The organism is Limosilactobacillus pulli (assembly GCF_947381555.1).
Lineage (GTDB): Bacteria > Bacillota > Bacilli > Lactobacillales > Lactobacillaceae > Limosilactobacillus > Limosilactobacillus pulli.
Genome location: NZ_CANCWQ010000033.1, coordinates 1 through 17,627, shown reverse-complemented (window position 1 = coordinate 17,627; position 17,627 = coordinate 1). Strand labels below are relative to the sequence as shown.

The 17,627-nt window shown below is 44.8% G+C and carries 13 protein-coding genes and 1 pseudogene; 7 read left to right on the top strand and 7 right to left on the bottom strand.

Translation table 11 applies throughout. The annotated features are described in order from the left end of the window. Positions 1 to 99: 99 nt before the first annotated feature. On the top strand, positions 100 to 1,467 hold the full coding sequence (locus QOS03_RS08085; protein ID WP_283576036.1) for an IS3 family transposase: 1,368 nt from the start codon (positions 100 to 102) through the stop codon (positions 1,465 to 1,467). Between the two features lie 115 nt (positions 1,468 to 1,582). Here QOS03_RS08085 and QOS03_RS08080 read toward each other — a convergent pair whose 3' ends face one another. Continuing rightward, complete coding sequence (locus QOS03_RS08080) at positions 1,583 to 2,248, bottom strand: type 1 glutamine amidotransferase (RefSeq protein WP_272208892.1); 666 nt, start codon at positions 2,246 to 2,248, stop codon at positions 1,583 to 1,585. A gap of 87 nt (positions 2,249 to 2,335) precedes the next feature. Beyond that, a complete protein-coding gene (locus QOS03_RS08075; RefSeq protein WP_283576035.1) occupies positions 2,336 to 3,379 on the bottom strand; it encodes an aldose epimerase family protein in 1,044 nt (347 codons plus the stop codon). A gap of 216 nt (positions 3,380 to 3,595) precedes the next feature. On the opposite strand from QOS03_RS08075, the gene QOS03_RS08070 reads away from it, so the two are divergent. After that, positions 3,596 to 4,162 (top strand): TetR/AcrR family transcriptional regulator, encoded by a 567-nt coding sequence (locus QOS03_RS08070; protein WP_169462656.1) that lies wholly within the window; start codon positions 3,596 to 3,598, stop codon positions 4,160 to 4,162. Between the two features lie 119 nt (positions 4,163 to 4,281). Here QOS03_RS08070 and hflX read toward each other — a convergent pair whose 3' ends face one another. From hflX to QOS03_RS08055, 3 genes are all read right to left on the bottom strand, one after another. Continuing rightward, positions 4,282 to 5,562: a GTPase HflX gene (gene hflX / locus QOS03_RS08065; RefSeq protein WP_283576034.1), complete on the bottom strand. Its 1,281-nt coding sequence runs from the start codon at positions 5,560 to 5,562 to the stop codon at positions 4,282 to 4,284. A gap of 31 nt (positions 5,563 to 5,593) precedes the next feature. Next, on the bottom strand, positions 5,594 to 6,241 hold the full coding sequence (locus QOS03_RS08060) for a histidine phosphatase family protein (protein ID WP_283576033.1): 648 nt from the start codon (positions 6,239 to 6,241) through the stop codon (positions 5,594 to 5,596). Positions 6,242 to 6,320: 79 nt separating this feature from the next. After that, positions 6,321 to 6,968, bottom strand: a complete 648-nt coding sequence (locus tag QOS03_RS08055; protein WP_283576032.1) for a VTT domain-containing protein — start codon at positions 6,966 to 6,968, stop codon at positions 6,321 to 6,323. 177 nt (positions 6,969 to 7,145) lie between these two features. Between QOS03_RS08055 and helD the strand changes: the two genes are divergently transcribed. From helD to coaA, 3 genes are all read left to right on the top strand, one after another. Further along, positions 7,146 to 9,449, top strand: a complete 2,304-nt coding sequence (helD, locus tag QOS03_RS08050) for an RNA polymerase recycling motor HelD (RefSeq protein WP_283576031.1) — start codon at positions 7,146 to 7,148, stop codon at positions 9,447 to 9,449. Between the two features lie 185 nt (positions 9,450 to 9,634). Beyond that, positions 9,635 to 11,728, top strand: a complete 2,094-nt coding sequence (locus tag QOS03_RS08045) for an LTA synthase family protein (protein ID WP_039946001.1) — start codon at positions 9,635 to 9,637, stop codon at positions 11,726 to 11,728. Between the two features lie 299 nt (positions 11,729 to 12,027). After that, the gene (gene coaA, locus QOS03_RS08040; RefSeq protein WP_056967576.1) at positions 12,028 to 12,951 is read left to right on the top strand and encodes a type I pantothenate kinase; all 924 of its coding nucleotides are present in this window, start codon (positions 12,028 to 12,030) and stop codon (positions 12,949 to 12,951) included. A gap of 399 nt (positions 12,952 to 13,350) precedes the next feature. Here the strand turns inward: coaA and QOS03_RS08035 are convergent. Beyond that, a pseudogene (locus QOS03_RS08035) lies at positions 13,351 to 13,485 on the bottom strand (ATP-binding protein); the annotation flags it as partial. Between the two features lie 155 nt (positions 13,486 to 13,640). Here QOS03_RS08035 and QOS03_RS08030 point away from each other — a divergent pair. Both QOS03_RS08030 and guaA read left to right on the top strand, forming a co-directional pair. After that, positions 13,641 to 14,876, top strand: a complete 1,236-nt coding sequence (locus QOS03_RS08030; RefSeq protein ID WP_283576030.1) for a transposase — start codon at positions 13,641 to 13,643, stop codon at positions 14,874 to 14,876. A 642-nt stretch (positions 14,877 to 15,518) separates the two neighbouring features. Continuing rightward, a complete protein-coding gene (gene guaA, locus QOS03_RS08025) occupies positions 15,519 to 17,072 on the top strand; it encodes a glutamine-hydrolyzing GMP synthase (RefSeq protein ID WP_283576029.1) in 1,554 nt (517 codons plus the stop codon). Between the two features lie 170 nt (positions 17,073 to 17,242). On the opposite strand, the gene QOS03_RS08020 is transcribed toward guaA, so the two are convergent. After that, complete coding sequence (locus QOS03_RS08020) at positions 17,243 to 17,515, bottom strand: helix-turn-helix domain-containing protein (protein ID WP_408612090.1); 273 nt, start codon at positions 17,513 to 17,515, stop codon at positions 17,243 to 17,245. Between the last annotated feature and the right edge of the window lie 112 nt (positions 17,516 to 17,627).

Genomic DNA, 17,627 nt, shown 5'->3' with positions numbered 1-17,627 from the left:
TCTAGCCAATTTTAAATGCCCTCCAAATATAAGATGAATTTTCTATTTCATCTGTATACTTAGAGGGCATTATAGCCATACAACTTTGGGGGTATTTTTATGACCAAAATCAGCATAGAGACTAAGATCAAGGCAATTGAAGAATACTGTACAACCGCAAGCTCTCTGCGGGGGATCGCTCGCAAATACGGGATTGCAAAGCTTGACTTTCAAATCTGCGTGGGTATTTATGCACGTTTCGGCAAGGAAAAACTATTGAATCCACCAACCGTAACTGGGGATTTCCGCTTAAATCTGGTAAAGTGGAAGCAACAAAACCTAGCTTCCATTCCAGAGACCTGTATCCACTTTGGCTTTCGTTCATCAGGCTCTGTCTATCAATGGGAGTGTCAGTACAACGAACATGGAGCACAAGCCCTCTTAAAACTACGACCAAGAAGGAAATCAAAACATGAACTCAAATCACGAGAAAGAAATTCAACGTTTAAAGAAACAGAATCAGCTTCTCCAAAAAGAGAACTTATCCTTAAAGATTCAACTCGACGCCTCAAAAAAATTGGCAGCCTTGAGAAAGCATCCAAAAAAGAACTTGCCCAAGTAATTTATGACCTCAAGGCAAAATATCGTTTGAAAGACCTGATTGAAGCACTGCCAATCTCTATGTCGACTTACCAGTATTGGCAGGCTAAGTTTGAACACCCTGATGAAGCCGAAGAAGAGCTTAAATCCGTCATCAAGGGCCTGTTTGAATATTTTGAGGGCGACTATGGCGTTCGTCGGCTGAGCGCGCAAGTACGTGACTACTACCGAATTATCAGTCGTCCGCTGCCCAATCACAAACGAATTTACCGCTTGATGCGTGAGATGGGACTCAAATGTACAAAATACAGCAAACGCCGCCACAAGTACGATTCTTCCAAGGGTCCATCGGGTAAGAAGGCTAAAAACGTAATCCGTCGTCGCTTTATGAGTAATCGCAAATATCAAAAGATGGTCTGCGACATTACTGAATTGAAGGCTAAGGACGGCAGTAAGGTTTATCTGGAAATTATCAAGGATTTGGCAACCAACCAGATTCTGACTTGGGAAATCGAGACGCATCCAACTCTCGAATTCAGCCTTAAGCCGCTGCACAAGCTAATCGATCTTTTACCGCACACTGGGTATCAATTAACTCTGCATACAGATCAAGGCTGGCAGTACCAGCATCGTGCCTGGCGAGTCTTATTAAAGCATGGCCGGATTCGTCAAAGCATGTCCCATCGAGCAACGTGTCTGGATAACGCCGCCTGTGAGACCGTCTTTAGCAAACTTAAAGCAGAAATCAAGCCGGATACTGACTATGCCAATCAAGAAGACTTAATTCAAGCCATTGAAGAGTGGATTGATTACTACAACCACCGCCGGATACAAACAAAATTAGGCAACCTGACCCCACTTCAATATGAAGCACGGCTGGCTGCCTAATAAAAATTTTTTATTCAGTTTACAAGTAATTAATATTCAATTCCAGCTTTTTGGGTACACACCAAACCAACAGCTTTTTTGCTGCATTAATACTTCAAATAGGACAGACGGCAGTTCATTCGTTGATCCAGTCCAAGATCTTAAACATGGTCGCGGCATTTTCTTTAGGTACGGGATGAGCAATAATCTCAGCCGGCGTTTGATTAAGAATCGAACCGGCTGCATACTCGCCATCATTGACAACGATCTCACGGACGTTATCGGCTAATGGCTCAAAATGAAACTGCAGGCCAACGACACGATGGCCGTAGACAAAGCCCTGCTCTCTTAGGCCAGCCGATGAATAAAGCAATTTGGCTCCCGCCGGAATGGTAAACATCTGCTGGTGCCAGTGTAAAACGGTTGAGGTTTCAGGCAAGCCAGGGATGACGTCACTCTTTTTGGATACCGGCGCCCAGCCGACTTCTTTGACTGGTGAGTCTTTGACCGTGGCGCCCAAAGTCATAGCCAGCTGCTGGCCACCAAAGCAGGCACCAAACATTGGCTTGTCTTGAGCCAAGAGTTCCTTGATCAATTGCCGTTCTTTTTTGATCCAGTCCAGATCATCGTTGGGACTCATGGGACCGCCTAAGATCACCAGCATATCGGTTTCATCAGCCTTGGGCAGCTTGTTGAACTGGGCAGGATGATAAACGTAGATCTCGTGGCCGCGCTGGTGCGCCCATTCACTGATCACGCCGGGGCCTTCGTTGGGGGTGTGCTGCAAGATATTGATTCTCATTAATCGATCACTCCTTATATAGACCCTATTCTATAGCAAAACCGACAGTCTGTCTCGCTGGCTGCCGGTTTTACTAAGCAGATTTAATTAGAATTCAATTGCGTATACGATGCGGTGATGGGCTGACTTGCCAGGCCGCAGGGTAATGTCACCGAATTCTGGGTGGTGCGGCGTATCAGAAAGCGTTTGGGCTTCCATTGCCAAAGCACACCATGAAGCACTTGGCCGGTTGAACTTAAGCGAACTGTCCATGCCGTTAGCGGTGTACATAACCAGACCGTTGCGATCTGAGTACAGCTTCATTTTGCGACCGCTGGCAGGATCAGATAACACGGCAACGGGTTCGTGGTTGACGTTTGTACTTGGTTCAACTTGCCAGATGTCATCAAAGCCGCCTTCTTTGGTGTCCTTCATTTCGTTTAAGGCATCGCCCAAGCGACGAGGAGTCTGGAAATCAAATGGTGTCCCGGCGTTAACCAGCTTCTTGCCAGTTGGAATCTTTTCGCCATCAACATCCAGATGGAACTTGGAATTGACCTGCAGTACTTGATCTTCAACGGTGGCCACGTCAGGATCGCCTAAGTTGAAGTAGGTGTGAACGGTTGGGTTGAATAAGGTGTTGGCATCCGTTTCACCGTCCAGATCGATCACAACTCGGTTATCGTTGCTCAGTGAGTAGGTGACCGTAACCTTTTCATTGCCAGGGAAGGAGTCGATTTCAGGCGTCATCGTCTTGGTTAAAACGACTTTAACGGTGTTTGGCGTCGTAACGGTTTGCGCATCAAAGAATTGGTTGCCCAGGCCATTAGGACCACCGTGAAGCGTATTGCCGTTTTCGTTGGTGTCAACGTGGTATTTTTGACCATCGATCGTAAACTCACCTTTACCCAAACGACCGGCAACCAGACCAATCACACGGTTGTTGCACATGCCGTTGTCGGTGAAGTGCTCAATGTCAGCAGCACTTAAAACCAAGTTGACACGCTTGCCATCTTTGCCAGGAACTGAGATTTCCTGCAAAAGGCCGGCATAGTTCAAAACGCTGACCCGCATGTCTTGATCGTTGATAAGCGTGTATTTTTTGACTTCTTGACCTTCAAAAGTACCAAAACTGCTTTCTTTAATTTCCATAATTTAATCCACCTCTTAAAAAGCAAACGTTTTCATAGAAAGATTGTACCATATTCTGCTAGATTGTGATAAAAAATGCTAAAAATAAGACAAATTAAAAAAACACAATGATTGAACTGTCTTGTTAAAGGACTATAATATTAATAAAAATATGTTGTTTCATAAAGCAACGTTTTATAATCTAAGCACAATCTCAAGATAGAAAGGCCAATTTTAATGAAAATGAATCGAACTGTTCGAGATTTCCAAAATGCATTGGAAAGCCTATTGAAGACCCACCAATTTGAACATTTGACGATTGATCAAATCTGTAATGAGGCACTCTTGCATCGCAGCAGCTTTTACCGTTATTTTCATGACAAGTATGACTTGTTGGAGCAAACGATCAATACGCGCTTGAATATTTTGATTGAGCAATCAGATCGTAATGAAGATGAGTTTGTTGAGATCATTATCAAGTATGTTGGAGACAATCGCGAGATCTTTCGTAATCTGACTGATAGCAGCTCGCACAGCTCGTTATATGGCGAGATTATGAAGATCGTCAGTGAGATTTTGCTCAAGCAGCGTCATGATGCTGAAAATAATGATACGATCACACTGGCGCTGAGAAATTCCAAGAATCCGGAAATGCTGGCTTATATTATGAGCGGCTCGATTCTGGGGGCTTTCTACTGGTGGCGTCAAAACAACTATGAGGTTCCACAGCAGGATGTGATTGATTTTGCCAAAAACTCAATTCATGCAGTTTCAAATCATCTTGGACACAATAGCGTAGACTAGTCATTTTAGCCTGGGACAGCTTGGAGTCAGAGATTAACTGCTTATAGATAAATGCAGTAGCTGGCTGGTAATTCAAAGTAAAAAGCTCTGACACCGATGTTGGTCGATGCCGGAGCTTTTTATTTGGTAATGACGTAGCGTTCAAAACGTGCGTAGTCTTGGGGCGACATCTCGACTTTCAGCCGCGTACCGTCATTAAGGTACGCGGTTTCTAAAATGTTGCAGTTTTCATTGATGTAGGAAACCGTTCGTCCATCGGCAAATGGAATCAAGAGGTCAGCCTGCACATAGTCTTTGAATAGATGGCGGCGCAAGGCCTGGACCAAGAGCTGAATGGATTCGTCATCCTTAGCCGAGATGATGATGCGGTTATCGCCTTCCATGACTGGATATTCAAACTCAGTTTGATCAGCCTTATTAAAGACGTAGAGCATCGGAATGTTTTCAATGCCGATCTGCTTGAGCGTTTTTTCAGTCGTGCGCATCATGGCTTCGTAGTTGGGGTCGGAATAATCAATAACCTGGATTAAAAGGTCAGCACCCGCAGCTTCAGCTAGCGTTGATTTAAAGGCTTCAATCAGATGCGTTGGTAGTTTACTGACAAAACCAACCGTATCACTAAGCAAGAAACGTTTTTGATCCGGCAGCGTCAATTGGCGTACGCTGGTATCCAGGGTAGCAAACAGCATGTTTTTTTCAAAAACCTGCTTTTCTTCGGAGATTCCAAAGCGACTGACTAATTGATTCATGATGGTTGATTTACCGGCATTGGTATAACCGACCAGGGCCGCAGTTGGCGTATCGCTTTTTTCTCGTTTAGCCCGTTTGACGTCTTCTGATTTGGCGATTTCTTTTAATTCAGCCCGCAGATGGCTAATCTTATGGTTGATCGTACGCCGATTCATTTCCAGCTTGGTTTCACCGGCACCACGGTTGGTAAAGCCGGCCCCGCCACCGGTTTGCTGATCAAGCCGCTGGTTGGCAGCCGTCTGTAGGCGTGGCAATTGGTATTGCAGTTGGGCAATTTCAACTTGAATTTTGGCTTCACGGCTCTTGGCGCGCTTGGCAAAGATTTCTAGAATCAGAGCCGTACGATCCAGAATGCGGACGCCGGTTTGATCGGCCAGATTCTGCAGCTGACTTGGCGACAGCTCATCATTGGCAATAACCGTGGCAACCTCTTCAGCCTCAGCTAGACGACGCAGTTCTTCAACCTTGCCGGAACCGAAGTAGGTGGCGGAGTTGGGACGGTCCAACGACTGATCCAATCGATCGATAACTTCCATTTGATTGGCTTCAGCCAGAGCAGCCAATTCCTCCATGGAGTATTCATAGTCTTCCTGATCCATATTGAGACCAATGATGATTACCGGTTCAGCACTTTGTATATTATTGTCCATTAACAGAAAGTTCCCCCTTTTTAGCAAGGTTTTATTCAGGCAAGCTCAGTTGATTGTAAAAGACGATCTCGGTTTGATCTGGGGTCAATGAAAGTTTGGTGATGCTGCCGTTTACGGGTGCTTCGTTGGCGAGTGTCTTGTCTTTAGCGTAGCGACTAACGATTGACCGGATGGCGGCACCGTGGGAAACAACGACCGCCGTGCTGCCATCGGGAAGATTGCGCAGCCGGTCTAACCCCTTATCCATGCGCTGCCAAAATTCAGCATCGTTTTCGGCCAAATGGAATGGGTCAGCTGCTTTGGTAATGTCACGGGCTTTTTCAACAGAATACTTGCTGACCAGTTCGTCGTAGGAACGGCAAAGACCAATATTCATGGAAGCCGTAGCTGTGTCCTCGCCTTCGAAAAAGCCGAAAAAAACTTCGCGGAAGGATGAATCAGGTTCTGGATGAACGATCTTGGTTGGGTGGCTGGCAGCCAGCAGTTCTGCCGTCTTGATCGTACGGCGCATATCGCTGCAGAAAAGGTAGTCAAAGTCAACGTCGGTTAGCGCTTTACCAACGCGTTTACCGTCTTCGATACCTTTTTCAGTTAGCGGTGCATCTGACCAGCCTTGATATTTATGAAACAGATTCAAGTAGGTTTGACCGTGTCGAACGAAATAAACATTTACTGCCAAAGGAAAAAACCTCCATTATCCTGTACGTTGTTTAGTATTCAGTTTACCATTATTCCACGGTAAATTGTACGAAATTGCGTTAGAGGTTGCGTTCAATAATATGCCGACGGATCTGCTTGATGAGATTGAAAAAGACGGCCGGTAAAGATCCGCCGATGATCAGCCCCAGCAGCAGCGTTGAAAAATGGGCCTGCACAAAAGGAATGCTGCCAAGATAATAGCCAGCCAAGGCCCCTGAAGCAACCCAAATGGCGACACCTAAAACGTTACCAAGCATGAAACGGGCAAAATGATATTTGGCAATGCCTGAGATCAGTGGTACAAAGGTCCGAATCAATGGGATAAAACGGCCAAAGATAACAGCCCGTAAGCCATATTTGGCAAAGAAGATCTTAGCTTTTTCCATGGTTGGACCAGCCAGTCGTTGCTCTAGCCAGGGCCATTTGATCAAGCGAGTACCGATCAAATAGTTGAGCGTATCGCCCAGGACGGCAGCGATAAAAAAGCCCGGCACCAAAATGCTCATTTTTACTTCGGCACCATGCAAAGCAGCAAGAGACGACGTGACAAAGATCAATGATTGACCTGGCAGCCATGGGAAAACAACCAGGCCAGTCTCCATAAAAATCAAGCCAAATAAGATGATGTAGGTCCAGCTGCCCAGTGAATTGAACAGGGGGAGGACAACTTGAGAAATGTGCGTCAAAGCATAAAAAAGCGATGACAATATCTCCACCTTCAAATCAAATTTTAAAATAATTCTAGTCTTCTTGAACTATTTAAAACAGGCAAAAGACGACAAGTTAAGCAGACCTTATGCAGGCAAGCCTAAAAAACGGAATCGTAACGCAAAAAATGTTATAATTCTAAGATTAGATTTTCAAGACAGGAAGGATGTTCAAGTTTGACAGAATCAATCCAACAATACGAACAGCATCATTTGGATCATGTCGTTAAAGAGGTTCGCAAGGCTGAAGAAAAAGCCAGCGGCACGATTGAAAACGCCAAACGGGATGTAAAGGGCCTGAGTAAGCAGTTCAATGATATCCATATGAATACCACAACCTATTCAGGAATGATGGATACGGCTATGTCTGTTCGTGCTCAGCAGCAGATGCTTGATGAGCGTGAAAATAGTTGGCAGCATGCGGCTGATCGTCTGAGTACGCTCAAACGCTTAGAGGCCAAGCCATATTTTGCCCGCATTGATTTTTTAGAAAAGGGTGCGCAAAAACCAGAAACTATCTATATCGGACTGGCATCATTCTCTGATCGGCCAGACCACTTTTTGGTATACGACTGGCGGGCACCGATTTCTTCAATTTATTATGACGGCAAGCTGGGGCCGGTCAGCTATGAGACACCGGTTGGCAAGCAGGAGGTTGATGTCCGTCTTAAGCGGCAGTTCCAGATTGAGGATGGGACGATCGTAACGCTTTACGATACCGATGAGGCTGTGACTGATCAAATGCTGCTTAGTGCCTTGGGAACGCATTCCAGCACCAAGATGAAGAGCATCGTTACGACTATTCAAAAAACGCAAAACGAGATTATTCGGGATGCTAAAGACGAGCTGCTGTTTGTTCAAGGGGCCGCCGGTTCAGGTAAAACGGCCGCCGTCTTGCAGCGTGTGGCCTGGCTTTTATATCGCTACCGTGGTAATCTGACGGCCAGCCAGGTGGTATTGTTTAGTCCCAATCAGCTGTTCAACGACTATATTGATCAGGTGCTGCCAGAACTGGGCGAGCACAATATGGTTCAAATGACCTACTTCCAATACGTTAATCGGCGGGTGCCAAGACTGCACGTTCAGACGCTCCAGCAGCGCTTTGAAAGCAGTCAGGCAGCAGTCGATCAAAACATCAATCGCTTATTGACGAGCTTAAGCAGCTTTAAAGCAGTTGGTGCCTATGCCAGGGCGCTTGGTCAGCGGGGCCTGCGCTTTCGGAATCTGATGTTTCATGGCAAGCCGTTTTTTACCAAGGAACAAATCAAGACGATCTATTACTCATTCAATCGCAACTATAACCTGGGCAATCGTCTGGATGCGACCAAAGATGCGCTGGATCATCAGCTGAGAAGCCGAGTTGGCGGGGCCATGCGCTCAAAATGGGCAGAAGCAGCCGTCCAAAGCCTCAGCAAAGAGCAGATGGACGCGATGATGAACAATCGGCCGCGCGAGTTTGAATCAGACAAGCAGGAATACAACTTCTATGCCAAGCAGATCGTTTTAAAGGAGTTCGCGCCGATTCATCGAGCAATTCGTCATAACATGTGGATCAACATCAATGCACAGTATCTGCTGTTTTTAAAGGCCTTGCCAAAGATGGTTGATCTGCAGAAGTTTGATTTGACCGAGCAGCAGTGGGTGGCATTTATCGAAAAAACCACGCAGGATCTGAAAGAACGGCAGATCAGTGCTGCCGGCATCTCAATCTATCTCTATTTGTATGATCTGCTGACGGGTAAGCGTGGCGAACGTGATATTCGCTATGTCTTTGTCGATGAGGTTCAAGACTATGACGCCTTCCAGCTGGCCTATCTTAAGTTCAGTTTCCCCAATGCCCGCTTTACGCTGCTGGGAGACCTTAACCAGGCAATCTTTACGGGCGCCAACAGTCGGCAATTGCTGCGGCAGCTGGGTACGATGTTTGATCCCGAAAAGACGAAAGTAGTACAGTTGACCAAGTCATATCGCTCAACTAAACAGATTACCGATTTTACCAAGCATATTCTCAAAGATGGCGAAAAAATCGAGGCCTTTGAGCGTCAAGGCAAGCGGCCAAGCATCTACCAGCTGACAAATCTAAACGATGCCGTCGCACAGGTCGTCGCGGTTCTAAAAGACTATCAAGAACAGCATGATGCAGTTGCCATTATCGGCAAGACCTTGGCTGACAGTGAACAGATCTATCAGCTGCTGGCTGAGCAGGGCGTTAAGGCAACCTTGATCCGCACTGAAAATCAGCGGCTGGTTGATGGTGTGCTGGTCGTACCTTCATACCTGGCAAAAGGGCTTGAGTTTGACGCGGTAATCGTCTGGGATGCCAACGACCAAAAGTATCATGGCGACAGTGAGCGGCAGCTGCTTTACACGATCTGTTCACGAGCGATGCATGATTTGACGATCGTCAGCGTGGGGCAGGCCAGTCAGCTGTTTGCCGATGTGCCGAGTCAAGAGTATGAGCTGACGGATCGTTTATCATAGAATCTTCAAATTTAATGATGGTCAGGCGGGCTTGTAAACACCAATCAGTTAAGTCGGCGGCAATCAATTAAGCTGAGATGCAAAAAATTCCAAACATTTGTTAAAAAACGTTGAATAATCGTAACGACTAGGGATCTTTTATTGTATGATACCTAATGTTGATATTTTTTGATGGGGGAAAGATTATGAAAACAGCGTTGCAGAAGGTAAGGCGTGGCTTGAACACCAAGCTGGGCTTCTTTCTTCTCACGGTGCTCTTGTTTGCGATTAAGAGTTACTGGGCTTATAAAACCAAGTTCAACTTGGGGATTTCCGACAGTATGCAGCAGTTTTTGCTGGCGTTTAACACCTTGCCTGGGGCTCTGGTCTTTTTAGGCATCGCGCTTTATTTCCGCGGTCGGCTTTCATACTGGCTGATGATCTTAATTAATTTTCTGCTTTCGACCTGGCTGTTTGCCAATATTCTCTATTACCGAGAATTTTCCGACTTTATTACCTTTAACATCATCAAAGGTTCTGGAGCGGCATCAAACAACCTGGGCAAGAGTCTGATGGGTATCATTAAGCCAACCGACTTTTTGGTTTACGCTGATGTGATCATCTTGATCGTTCTGCTGGCTGCGCATTTTATTCGGATTGATATGCGTTACTTTAAGGTTCGCTATGCAATGACGATTACGATGATTGGCTTCGTGCTGTTTGGTGCTAACCTGGCCATGGCAGAAAAGGATCGCCCGCAGCTGTTGACGCGGACTTTTGACAACAACTACATCGTCAAATACTTGGGACTGCAGGCCTATACGATCTATGATGGCGTCAAGACTACCCATAACAGTGCGGTTAAGGCTAAGGCCAACAGCAATGACATCAAGCCAGTCTTGAAGTTCTTAAAGAAAAACTATGCTTCGCCAAATATTGAATATTATGGGCAGGCAAAAGGCAAAAACATCATCATCATCCACTTGGAAAGCTTCCAGCAGTTTATGATCGATTACAAGTGGAAAGGTGAAGAGGTTACGCCAAACTTAAACAAGCTTTACCATGCCAGCGATACGATTTCGTTTGACAACTTCTTCAACCAGGTTGGTCAAGGGAAGACAGCCGATGCAGAATTGATGCTGGAAAACTCGCTGTATGGTCTGCCAGAAGGTTCGGCCATGGTTACTGACGGGACGACCAACACGTTCCAGTCGGCGCCAGCTCTGTTGGAACAAAAGCTGGGCTACACTACGGCCTCATTCCATGGTGACGTGCCTAGTTTCTGGAACCGTGACAATGCCTACAAGAGCTTTGGCTACCAGTACTTCTTTAGCAAGGACTATCTGCCAAAGGTTAAGGATGAGGACATGGGTTATGGGGTCAAAGACAAGCTGTTCTTAAAGGAATCCGCATACTATCTGGAACAGCTGCCACAGCCATTCTATGCTAAGCTGATTACGGTCTCGAACCACTATCCTTACATCATTGACAAGAAAAATACTTCAATCAAGTCATGGAATACCGGTGACAGTACGGTTGATCATTATGTCCAAACAGCTCGCTACCTGGATGAATCAGTTGGCGAACTGCTCAACTACCTGGATTCAACCGGTCTGCGCAAGAATACGATGCTGGTTCTGTATGGTGACCATTATGGAATCTCCAACAACCACAAGGCAGCTATTGCTCAGATCTTGGGTAAGAAGTCAGTTGACAATTATGACCTGGCAATGTTCCAGAAAGTACCGTTCATGATCAACATGGAAGGCTTAAAGGGCGGCGTCAACCATACTTATGGTGGTGAAATCGACGTTCTGCCAACCATTGAGGATCTATTGGGCATCAGTTCCAATAAATACGTTCAGTTTGGTCAAGACCTGCTTTCTAAGAACCGCAACCAGATCGTGCCATTTAGAAATGGTGACTGGGTAACCAACAAGTACACCAAGTACAATGGGGATTACTACTACACCAGCAGCGGCAAGGAGATCAAGTCGCCAACCAAGGCCCAGAAAGCCGAGTTTGCCAAGATTCAAAAGTATGTCACGACGGATCTTGGCCTGTCTGATAAGGTCGTCAATGGCGACCTGCTGCGTTTCTACAAACTGAAAGGCTTTAAGACAGTCAACAAGAAGAGCTACTCGTACACGCTGAAGAATGGCTTGAAACAGCTTAAACAGGCGCAAAAGAAGAGCAAGACCAGCTTGAAGAGTCAAAACAACAACCAATCAACGCTGGATCAATACACGACCGATGCACCTGAATTAAAAGGCGTCACGCTGAAGTTCCCGACTAAATAATCCAAAAGCTCAGTCGCTTAAACGGCTGAGCTTTTTTAATGAGGCACGGCTGATATGCTGGTCTGGACGCAAAACGATGGCTGCAGCAGAACAGATCATTACGATAGGCGCAAATAGCTGTTGCTCTGCTCTGTTTACCAAAAGGCCGCTGCTGGAACAGGGGCAGTACTGTAATGTTAGCTATACCGTGCCAGTAGCGAAAGGATTACGATTTATTTTACACTTGCGAACGTTTTCACACATAGCGATCGTTTGTGATAAAATTAAAAAAGAAATTTGACAAAAAGGATCAAAATAACATGGATGAATGGCTGAATTATGATCGCTTTGATCGTGAAACCTGGCATAGTTTTTTCCCCTATGGCAAAACTTTCTTAACCCAGGAAAACCTTGATGATATTAAATCGCTCAATGACCAGATCTCGCTGGCGGATGTACGTGAGGTCTATCTGCCTTTAATTAAGCTGATCCAATTGCAGTATCAAAACTACTTGCAGATGCAGCTGCAGAAGATGACCTTTTTGCGTAAACCAATGCGGCGAATACCTTATATTATTGGAATTGCTGGTTCAGTGGCAGTCGGCAAGAGTACTTCCGCACGATTGCTGCAGATTTTGCTGAAACGCTTGATGCCAGATAAACAGGTTGAGCTGATTACAACTGATGGCTTTATCTATCCCAATCGTGAGTTGGAAAAGCGAGGAATCATGGCGCGCAAGGGATTCCCGGAAAGTTATGATATGGAAAAGCTATTGACCTTTTTAAATGACGTCAATGCCGGCAAGGATTACGTACAGGCACCGATTTATTCGCACAGTGTCTATGATATTGTTCCGGACGAGTACCAGGTAATTGAGAAACCAGACGTCTTAATCGTTGAAGGAATTAACGTCTTGCAACTGCCAACTACGCAGCGAATCTACGTCAGCGACTTTTTTGATTTTGCGATTTATATTGATGCCGAACCCGAATTGATTGAACAATGGTACTTAGAACGATTCGGTATGCTTCTAGATACGGCTTTTCAAGATCCAAGCAATTATTACTATCCTTACACCAAGGGCAATCGTCAACAAGCTTTTGCGATGGCTCGGAAAGTGTGGGATACGGTCGACTTGCCAAATCTGCGCGACTATATCCTGCCAACGCGCAATCGGGCCGATGTGATTCTGCATAAAGCCGAAAATCACCATATTGATCGGATTTATCTGCGAGAAGACTAAGGAACGTTACTCAAGTCATGATGGCAAGTGTCAGCAGTATTGCTTAGTGATGTTGGGATCTTGCTGACAAAGCTTTCTGGCGGGGAATAGCGATGACTTTTTGGAAACCTGGCAATGTGAGACGGTTAAGGTAAGCCGGTCTTGTGAAGAAAATGGTCCCCTAAGCTGCTATGGGGCTTGAAACTACCTACTATTCCTTGATTTTTCGCATAATTTGGTCCAATCAATGCTTAGCAACGACTTTTACGCTCATTGTCAGCTGAATCTACAAGAAAAAGCGCTCCAACAAGCCTGCTTGCTGGGGCGCTGTGTTTTGGTCGGGTATTTTGCGATGCCGCGACTGGTTATCAAGGGCGCGGCCGTAGTAGTCTATTGTGTTTTTGCGTTGCTGTGACTGGATTACTTAAGACTTTTAAAGCTGACGGTAAAATAGATGGTGTCGTCTTTCCAGTTAACGCTTAGGCTGCCTTTGAAGTTTTTGACCAGGTTTTGGGCGATTGAAAGACCAATCCCAAACCCAGATCTTTTTTCATTGATAATACCTAGGCTGGATACCCGTTACTTTAGTGACGGGAGGAAAGCCCCACTCAAGCACCTATTATGGTGCTTCTTTTTTCGCTTTTTTCCTTTCTTAAATTTCACATATAAATATAGTATAATTAAGCTATGAAGAAAGTGAGGTGAACCTAATGCAACAAGCCATTACTATTAAGTGCAAATTAAAGTTACAGTCACCACTTGATGAATCGGCTTTAGCTAAATCCTTAGAGAATTACCGGCAAGCTTGTAATGCAGTTTCTCAGTATATGTTTAACCATAGCTTTGAAATGGCTCAAGCGAAGTTAAACAGGGCGTTGTACCATCAATTGCGAAAAGATTATGGATTAAAAGCGCAAATGGCTCAGTCAGCAATTCGTAATGTCGTTGCTCGTTATCGAACTGTTAAAACACAATTGGCTCAAAAACCTTATCGTTATAACACAGGCAGGCAGGATCAATATGGCAACGATATTTGGGAAAATGAGTCCCGCACTCTAGATTGGCTATGGTATCCGATCAGTTTCAAACGACCTCAATTAGATTTACAACGCAATCGTGATTGGTCACTTAAAGACAATCATGTAATGTCTATCAATACAGTTAATGGTCGTATAAAAGCACCATTTACTTGCCAAGGATTCGATCAATATTTAGACGGTACTTGGCAATTTGGAATGGCTAAGATATTACATGTTGGTAGTAAGTGGTACATGCACATTAGCGCAACCAAAGAACTGCCAGACTACCTAAAAGAACAATCACAACATGTAGTTGGTATTGATCGAGGATTAAGATTCTTGGCAACTGCGTATGATGAGCAAGGGAAAACGTTGTTTTTCCAGGGTCAAGAAGTAATGCGCAAGCGCCGTAAATTTAAACGATTACGCCAACAGCTGCAAAGCAAAGGAACTAAATCAGCCAAGCGCCGATTAAAGAAGATTGGTCAACGAGAGAACCGCTGGATGACTGATGTCAATCATCAGTTGTCAAAGACACTCGTTAACCGTTATGGTGCTGATACTCTCTTTGTTTTGGAAAATCTAGTTAATGTACGATTTGCGACTGAAAAGGTTGCAAAAGCAAAGCGCTATGAACAAGTATCCTGGGCTTTCTATCAGCTAGGCCAATTTTTAACTTATAAGGCTCGTTTAGTCGGGAGCGAAGTAGTTCAAGTTTCAGCTAAATACACGAGCCAACGTTGTCCGAAATGTGGTCGCATCTGGAAAAACAATCGTAACCATCAAGAACATTTGTATGTTTGCGATCGATGCGGGTACAAATCAAATGATGATCGCATTGGCGCCATGAACATTCAACTCCTGGGGACTCAGTATATTAGTGGTAATGAACATCCATCTTTTAGCAAATTAATAACTAATGAGTAAACCTTGTTGGTTAAACGGGTGCTGTCAACCACCCGATGATGTAGCCACAGCAGAAGGAGCACGTTAGTGCGTTACTACTTCTAAGCCGTTAGGCTTGTGAGCTACAAGCCACCGATTTTAATCGGTGGTAGTTGACTGTTATGCGAGGTGTCATTACGGTAGAATCGTTCAAAGAACTTATTGTAGTCAACGTTTTTGCCCTCTGCATAACTGTTACCGACTTTGAGCAGCACGTTTTTGCCATGTTTGTCGGCACTGACGTCAACGAAGATTGTACCATTCTATAAAACGTATTGCTGATATTAATTAATGTTAACTCAAAATCGGTCTTAACTTAAGAAATAAGACTGAAGAATAATTAAAATAAAGCTTAAGAAATTATTCACTTAGTCTCAGTCAGTTTGCATCGACTGAGGCTTGATTAACGATTGCCAGTTCGGATATTAAGCGTTTGCTGACTTAGCAGCCGGCTGATTTTAAATTAATCGTCCGTAAATATGGTATGAGAATTCTAATTTAACGAAATATGTTAGGAAAACCAGGGTATAAAATCATCTTGAGGATTGACCTTGTTCGGTTTTACCCGTAAAATAGCCTTTAGATTTAAAAATAATGATCTTTTACAAAAGGAGTGGAAACTAAGTGGCTAACGTCAATCTTGATGCATTCGACAAGATCCTTGTGCTCGACTTCGGTAGTCAGTACAACCAGCTGATTACGCGCCGGGTTCGTGATTTTGGCATCTATTCCGAATTGCTCTCCCACAAGCTGAGCGCTGAAGAAATCAAAGAGATGCATCCCAAAGGCATCATTTTCTCTGGGGGCCCCAACAGTGTCTATGCAAAGGACGCCTTTAAGGTCGATCCAGAAATCTACAAGCTGGGTATTCCAATTTTAGGGATCTGCTACGGCATGCAACTGATGTCTTATGATCTGGGCGGCAAAGTTGAGCAGGCTGACGATTCTGAATATGGCCGAGCTGATATTGAAGTTATCGATGACGACGCGGTAATGTTCAAGGGCTTGCCAAAGAAGCAATATGTCTGGATGAGCCATGGCGATCGCGTCGTTGAGGCACCAGAAGGCTTTAAGGTCGTTGCTACCAGCAAGAACTGCCCAATCTCAGCCATCGCCAACGACGAAAAGAAGCTTTACGGCATTCAGTTCCATGCCGAGGTCCGCAACAGTCAGTATGGTCTGGATATTCTGAAGAAGTTTGCCTTTGACGTTTGTGGGGCAAAAGCGAACTGGTCAATGGACGACTTTATCGACATGCAGGTTGAAAGCATCCGTAAAGAAGTCGGCGACAAAAAGGTTATCCTGGGCCTTTCCGGCGGGGTTGACTCCAGCGTTACGGCTGTTTTGATCCACAAGGCAATTGGCGACCAGCTGACCTGCATCTTTGTTGATCACGGCTTGCTGCGCAAGAACGAGGCTGATGAGGTAATGAACGCCTTGAGCCGCGATCTGGGTGTTAAAATCGTCAAGGTTGATGCCGCTGATCGTTTCTTGGGCAAGCTGAAGGGCGTTTCTGATCCAGAACAAAAGCGGAAGATCATTGGCAAGGAATTCGTTGAAGTCTTCAATGAAGAAGCCAAGAAGATGAAGGATGCCGAATACCTGGCTCAAGGTACGCTCTACACTGACGTTATCGAATCCGGTACCGACACGGCACAAACGATCAAGTCACACCATAATGTCGGTGGCTTGCCAAAGAAGCTTGGCTTTAAGCTGATCGAACCATTGCGCAGCCTGTTTAAAGACGAAACCCGTGAACTGGGTGAAAAGCTTGGCATTCCTCATGATCTGGTTTGGCGTCAGCCATTCCCAGGTCCTGGTCTGGGGATCCGGGTATTGGGCGAAATTACGCCTGAAAAGCTGGAAATCGTACGCGAAAGTGACGCGATCCTGCGTGAAGAAATCAAGAAGGCCGGTCTGGATGAAGAAATCTGGCAATACTTTACGGTTTTGCCTGGCACTCGTTCCGTCGGCGTGATGGGTGACGGTCGGACCTACGACTACGCGGTTGGGATTCGGGCCGTTACCAGTATTGATGGGATGACGGCTGACTTTGCCAAGATTCCATGGGATGTCTTGCAAAAGATTTCGGTTCGCATCGTAAATGAGGTTGATCACGTTAACCGGATTCTTTACGATGTCACGAGTAAACCGCCTTCGACAATTGAATGGGAATAATTAGTTAATGTAATTTGAATTTGGAATGCCTATATAACAGCATTTTTGGTAACCAATCCAACTCTAAAATAACATAATAGAAAGTAGTTGCTTTCCAATTGCTTTCCAAAAAATTAAGCTCCATAATTCTCTTTTGCTTGAATTATGGAGCTTTTTAATTTGAATACTTTTTAAAAATCTTGATATTCTTCTAAGAAGTTCATGCTAAATGATTCAGAAACTTCTTGAGGCATCTTCTCTAAAACATCCATCAACATTTTAGTATATGGTCTTTGATCTTTAAGATCATCTTCTTTTGAGATCAATGTTGCTAGTGGAATATTCAACGCTGCTGCGATTTTTGCCAAGCTTTGAATACTGATGTTTCTTTTTGGATTGCTTTCAATCATGGAGATAAATTTAACTGATAGGTCAGCTTTTTCAGCAAGTTTTTCTTGAGTCAGACCACTTACTTGACGATAGAATTTTATATTTTTGCATGCGAATTGCTAGTTCGTAATATTTAACAAAAAAAGCCCAACATAGTCAGACTCATAAGTGACAAAAAACAAAAAG

Bases quoted from the DNA above. Each gene is read 5' to 3' on its own strand.
- QOS03_RS08085 (WP_283576036.1), top strand. From the start codon at position 100: ATGACCAAAATCAGCATAGAGACTAAGATCAAGGCAATTGAAGAATAC.
- QOS03_RS08080 (WP_272208892.1), bottom strand. From the start codon at position 2,248: ATGAGAATCAATATCTTGCAGCACACCCCCAACGAAGGCCCCGGCGTG.
- QOS03_RS08075 (WP_283576035.1), bottom strand. From the start codon at position 3,379: ATGGAAATTAAAGAAAGCAGTTTTGGTACTTTTGAAGGTCAAGAAGTC.
- QOS03_RS08070 (WP_169462656.1), top strand. From the start codon at position 3,596: ATGAAAATGAATCGAACTGTTCGAGATTTCCAAAATGCATTGGAAAGC.
- hflX (WP_283576034.1), bottom strand. From the start codon at position 5,562: ATGGACAATAATATACAAAGTGCTGAACCGGTAATCATCATTGGTCTC.
- QOS03_RS08045 (WP_039946001.1), top strand. From the start codon at position 9,635: ATGAAAACAGCGTTGCAGAAGGTAAGGCGTGGCTTGAACACCAAGCTG.
- coaA (WP_056967576.1), top strand. From the start codon at position 12,028: ATGGATGAATGGCTGAATTATGATCGCTTTGATCGTGAAACCTGGCAT.
- QOS03_RS08030 (WP_283576030.1), top strand. From the start codon at position 13,641: ATGCAACAAGCCATTACTATTAAGTGCAAATTAAAGTTACAGTCACCA.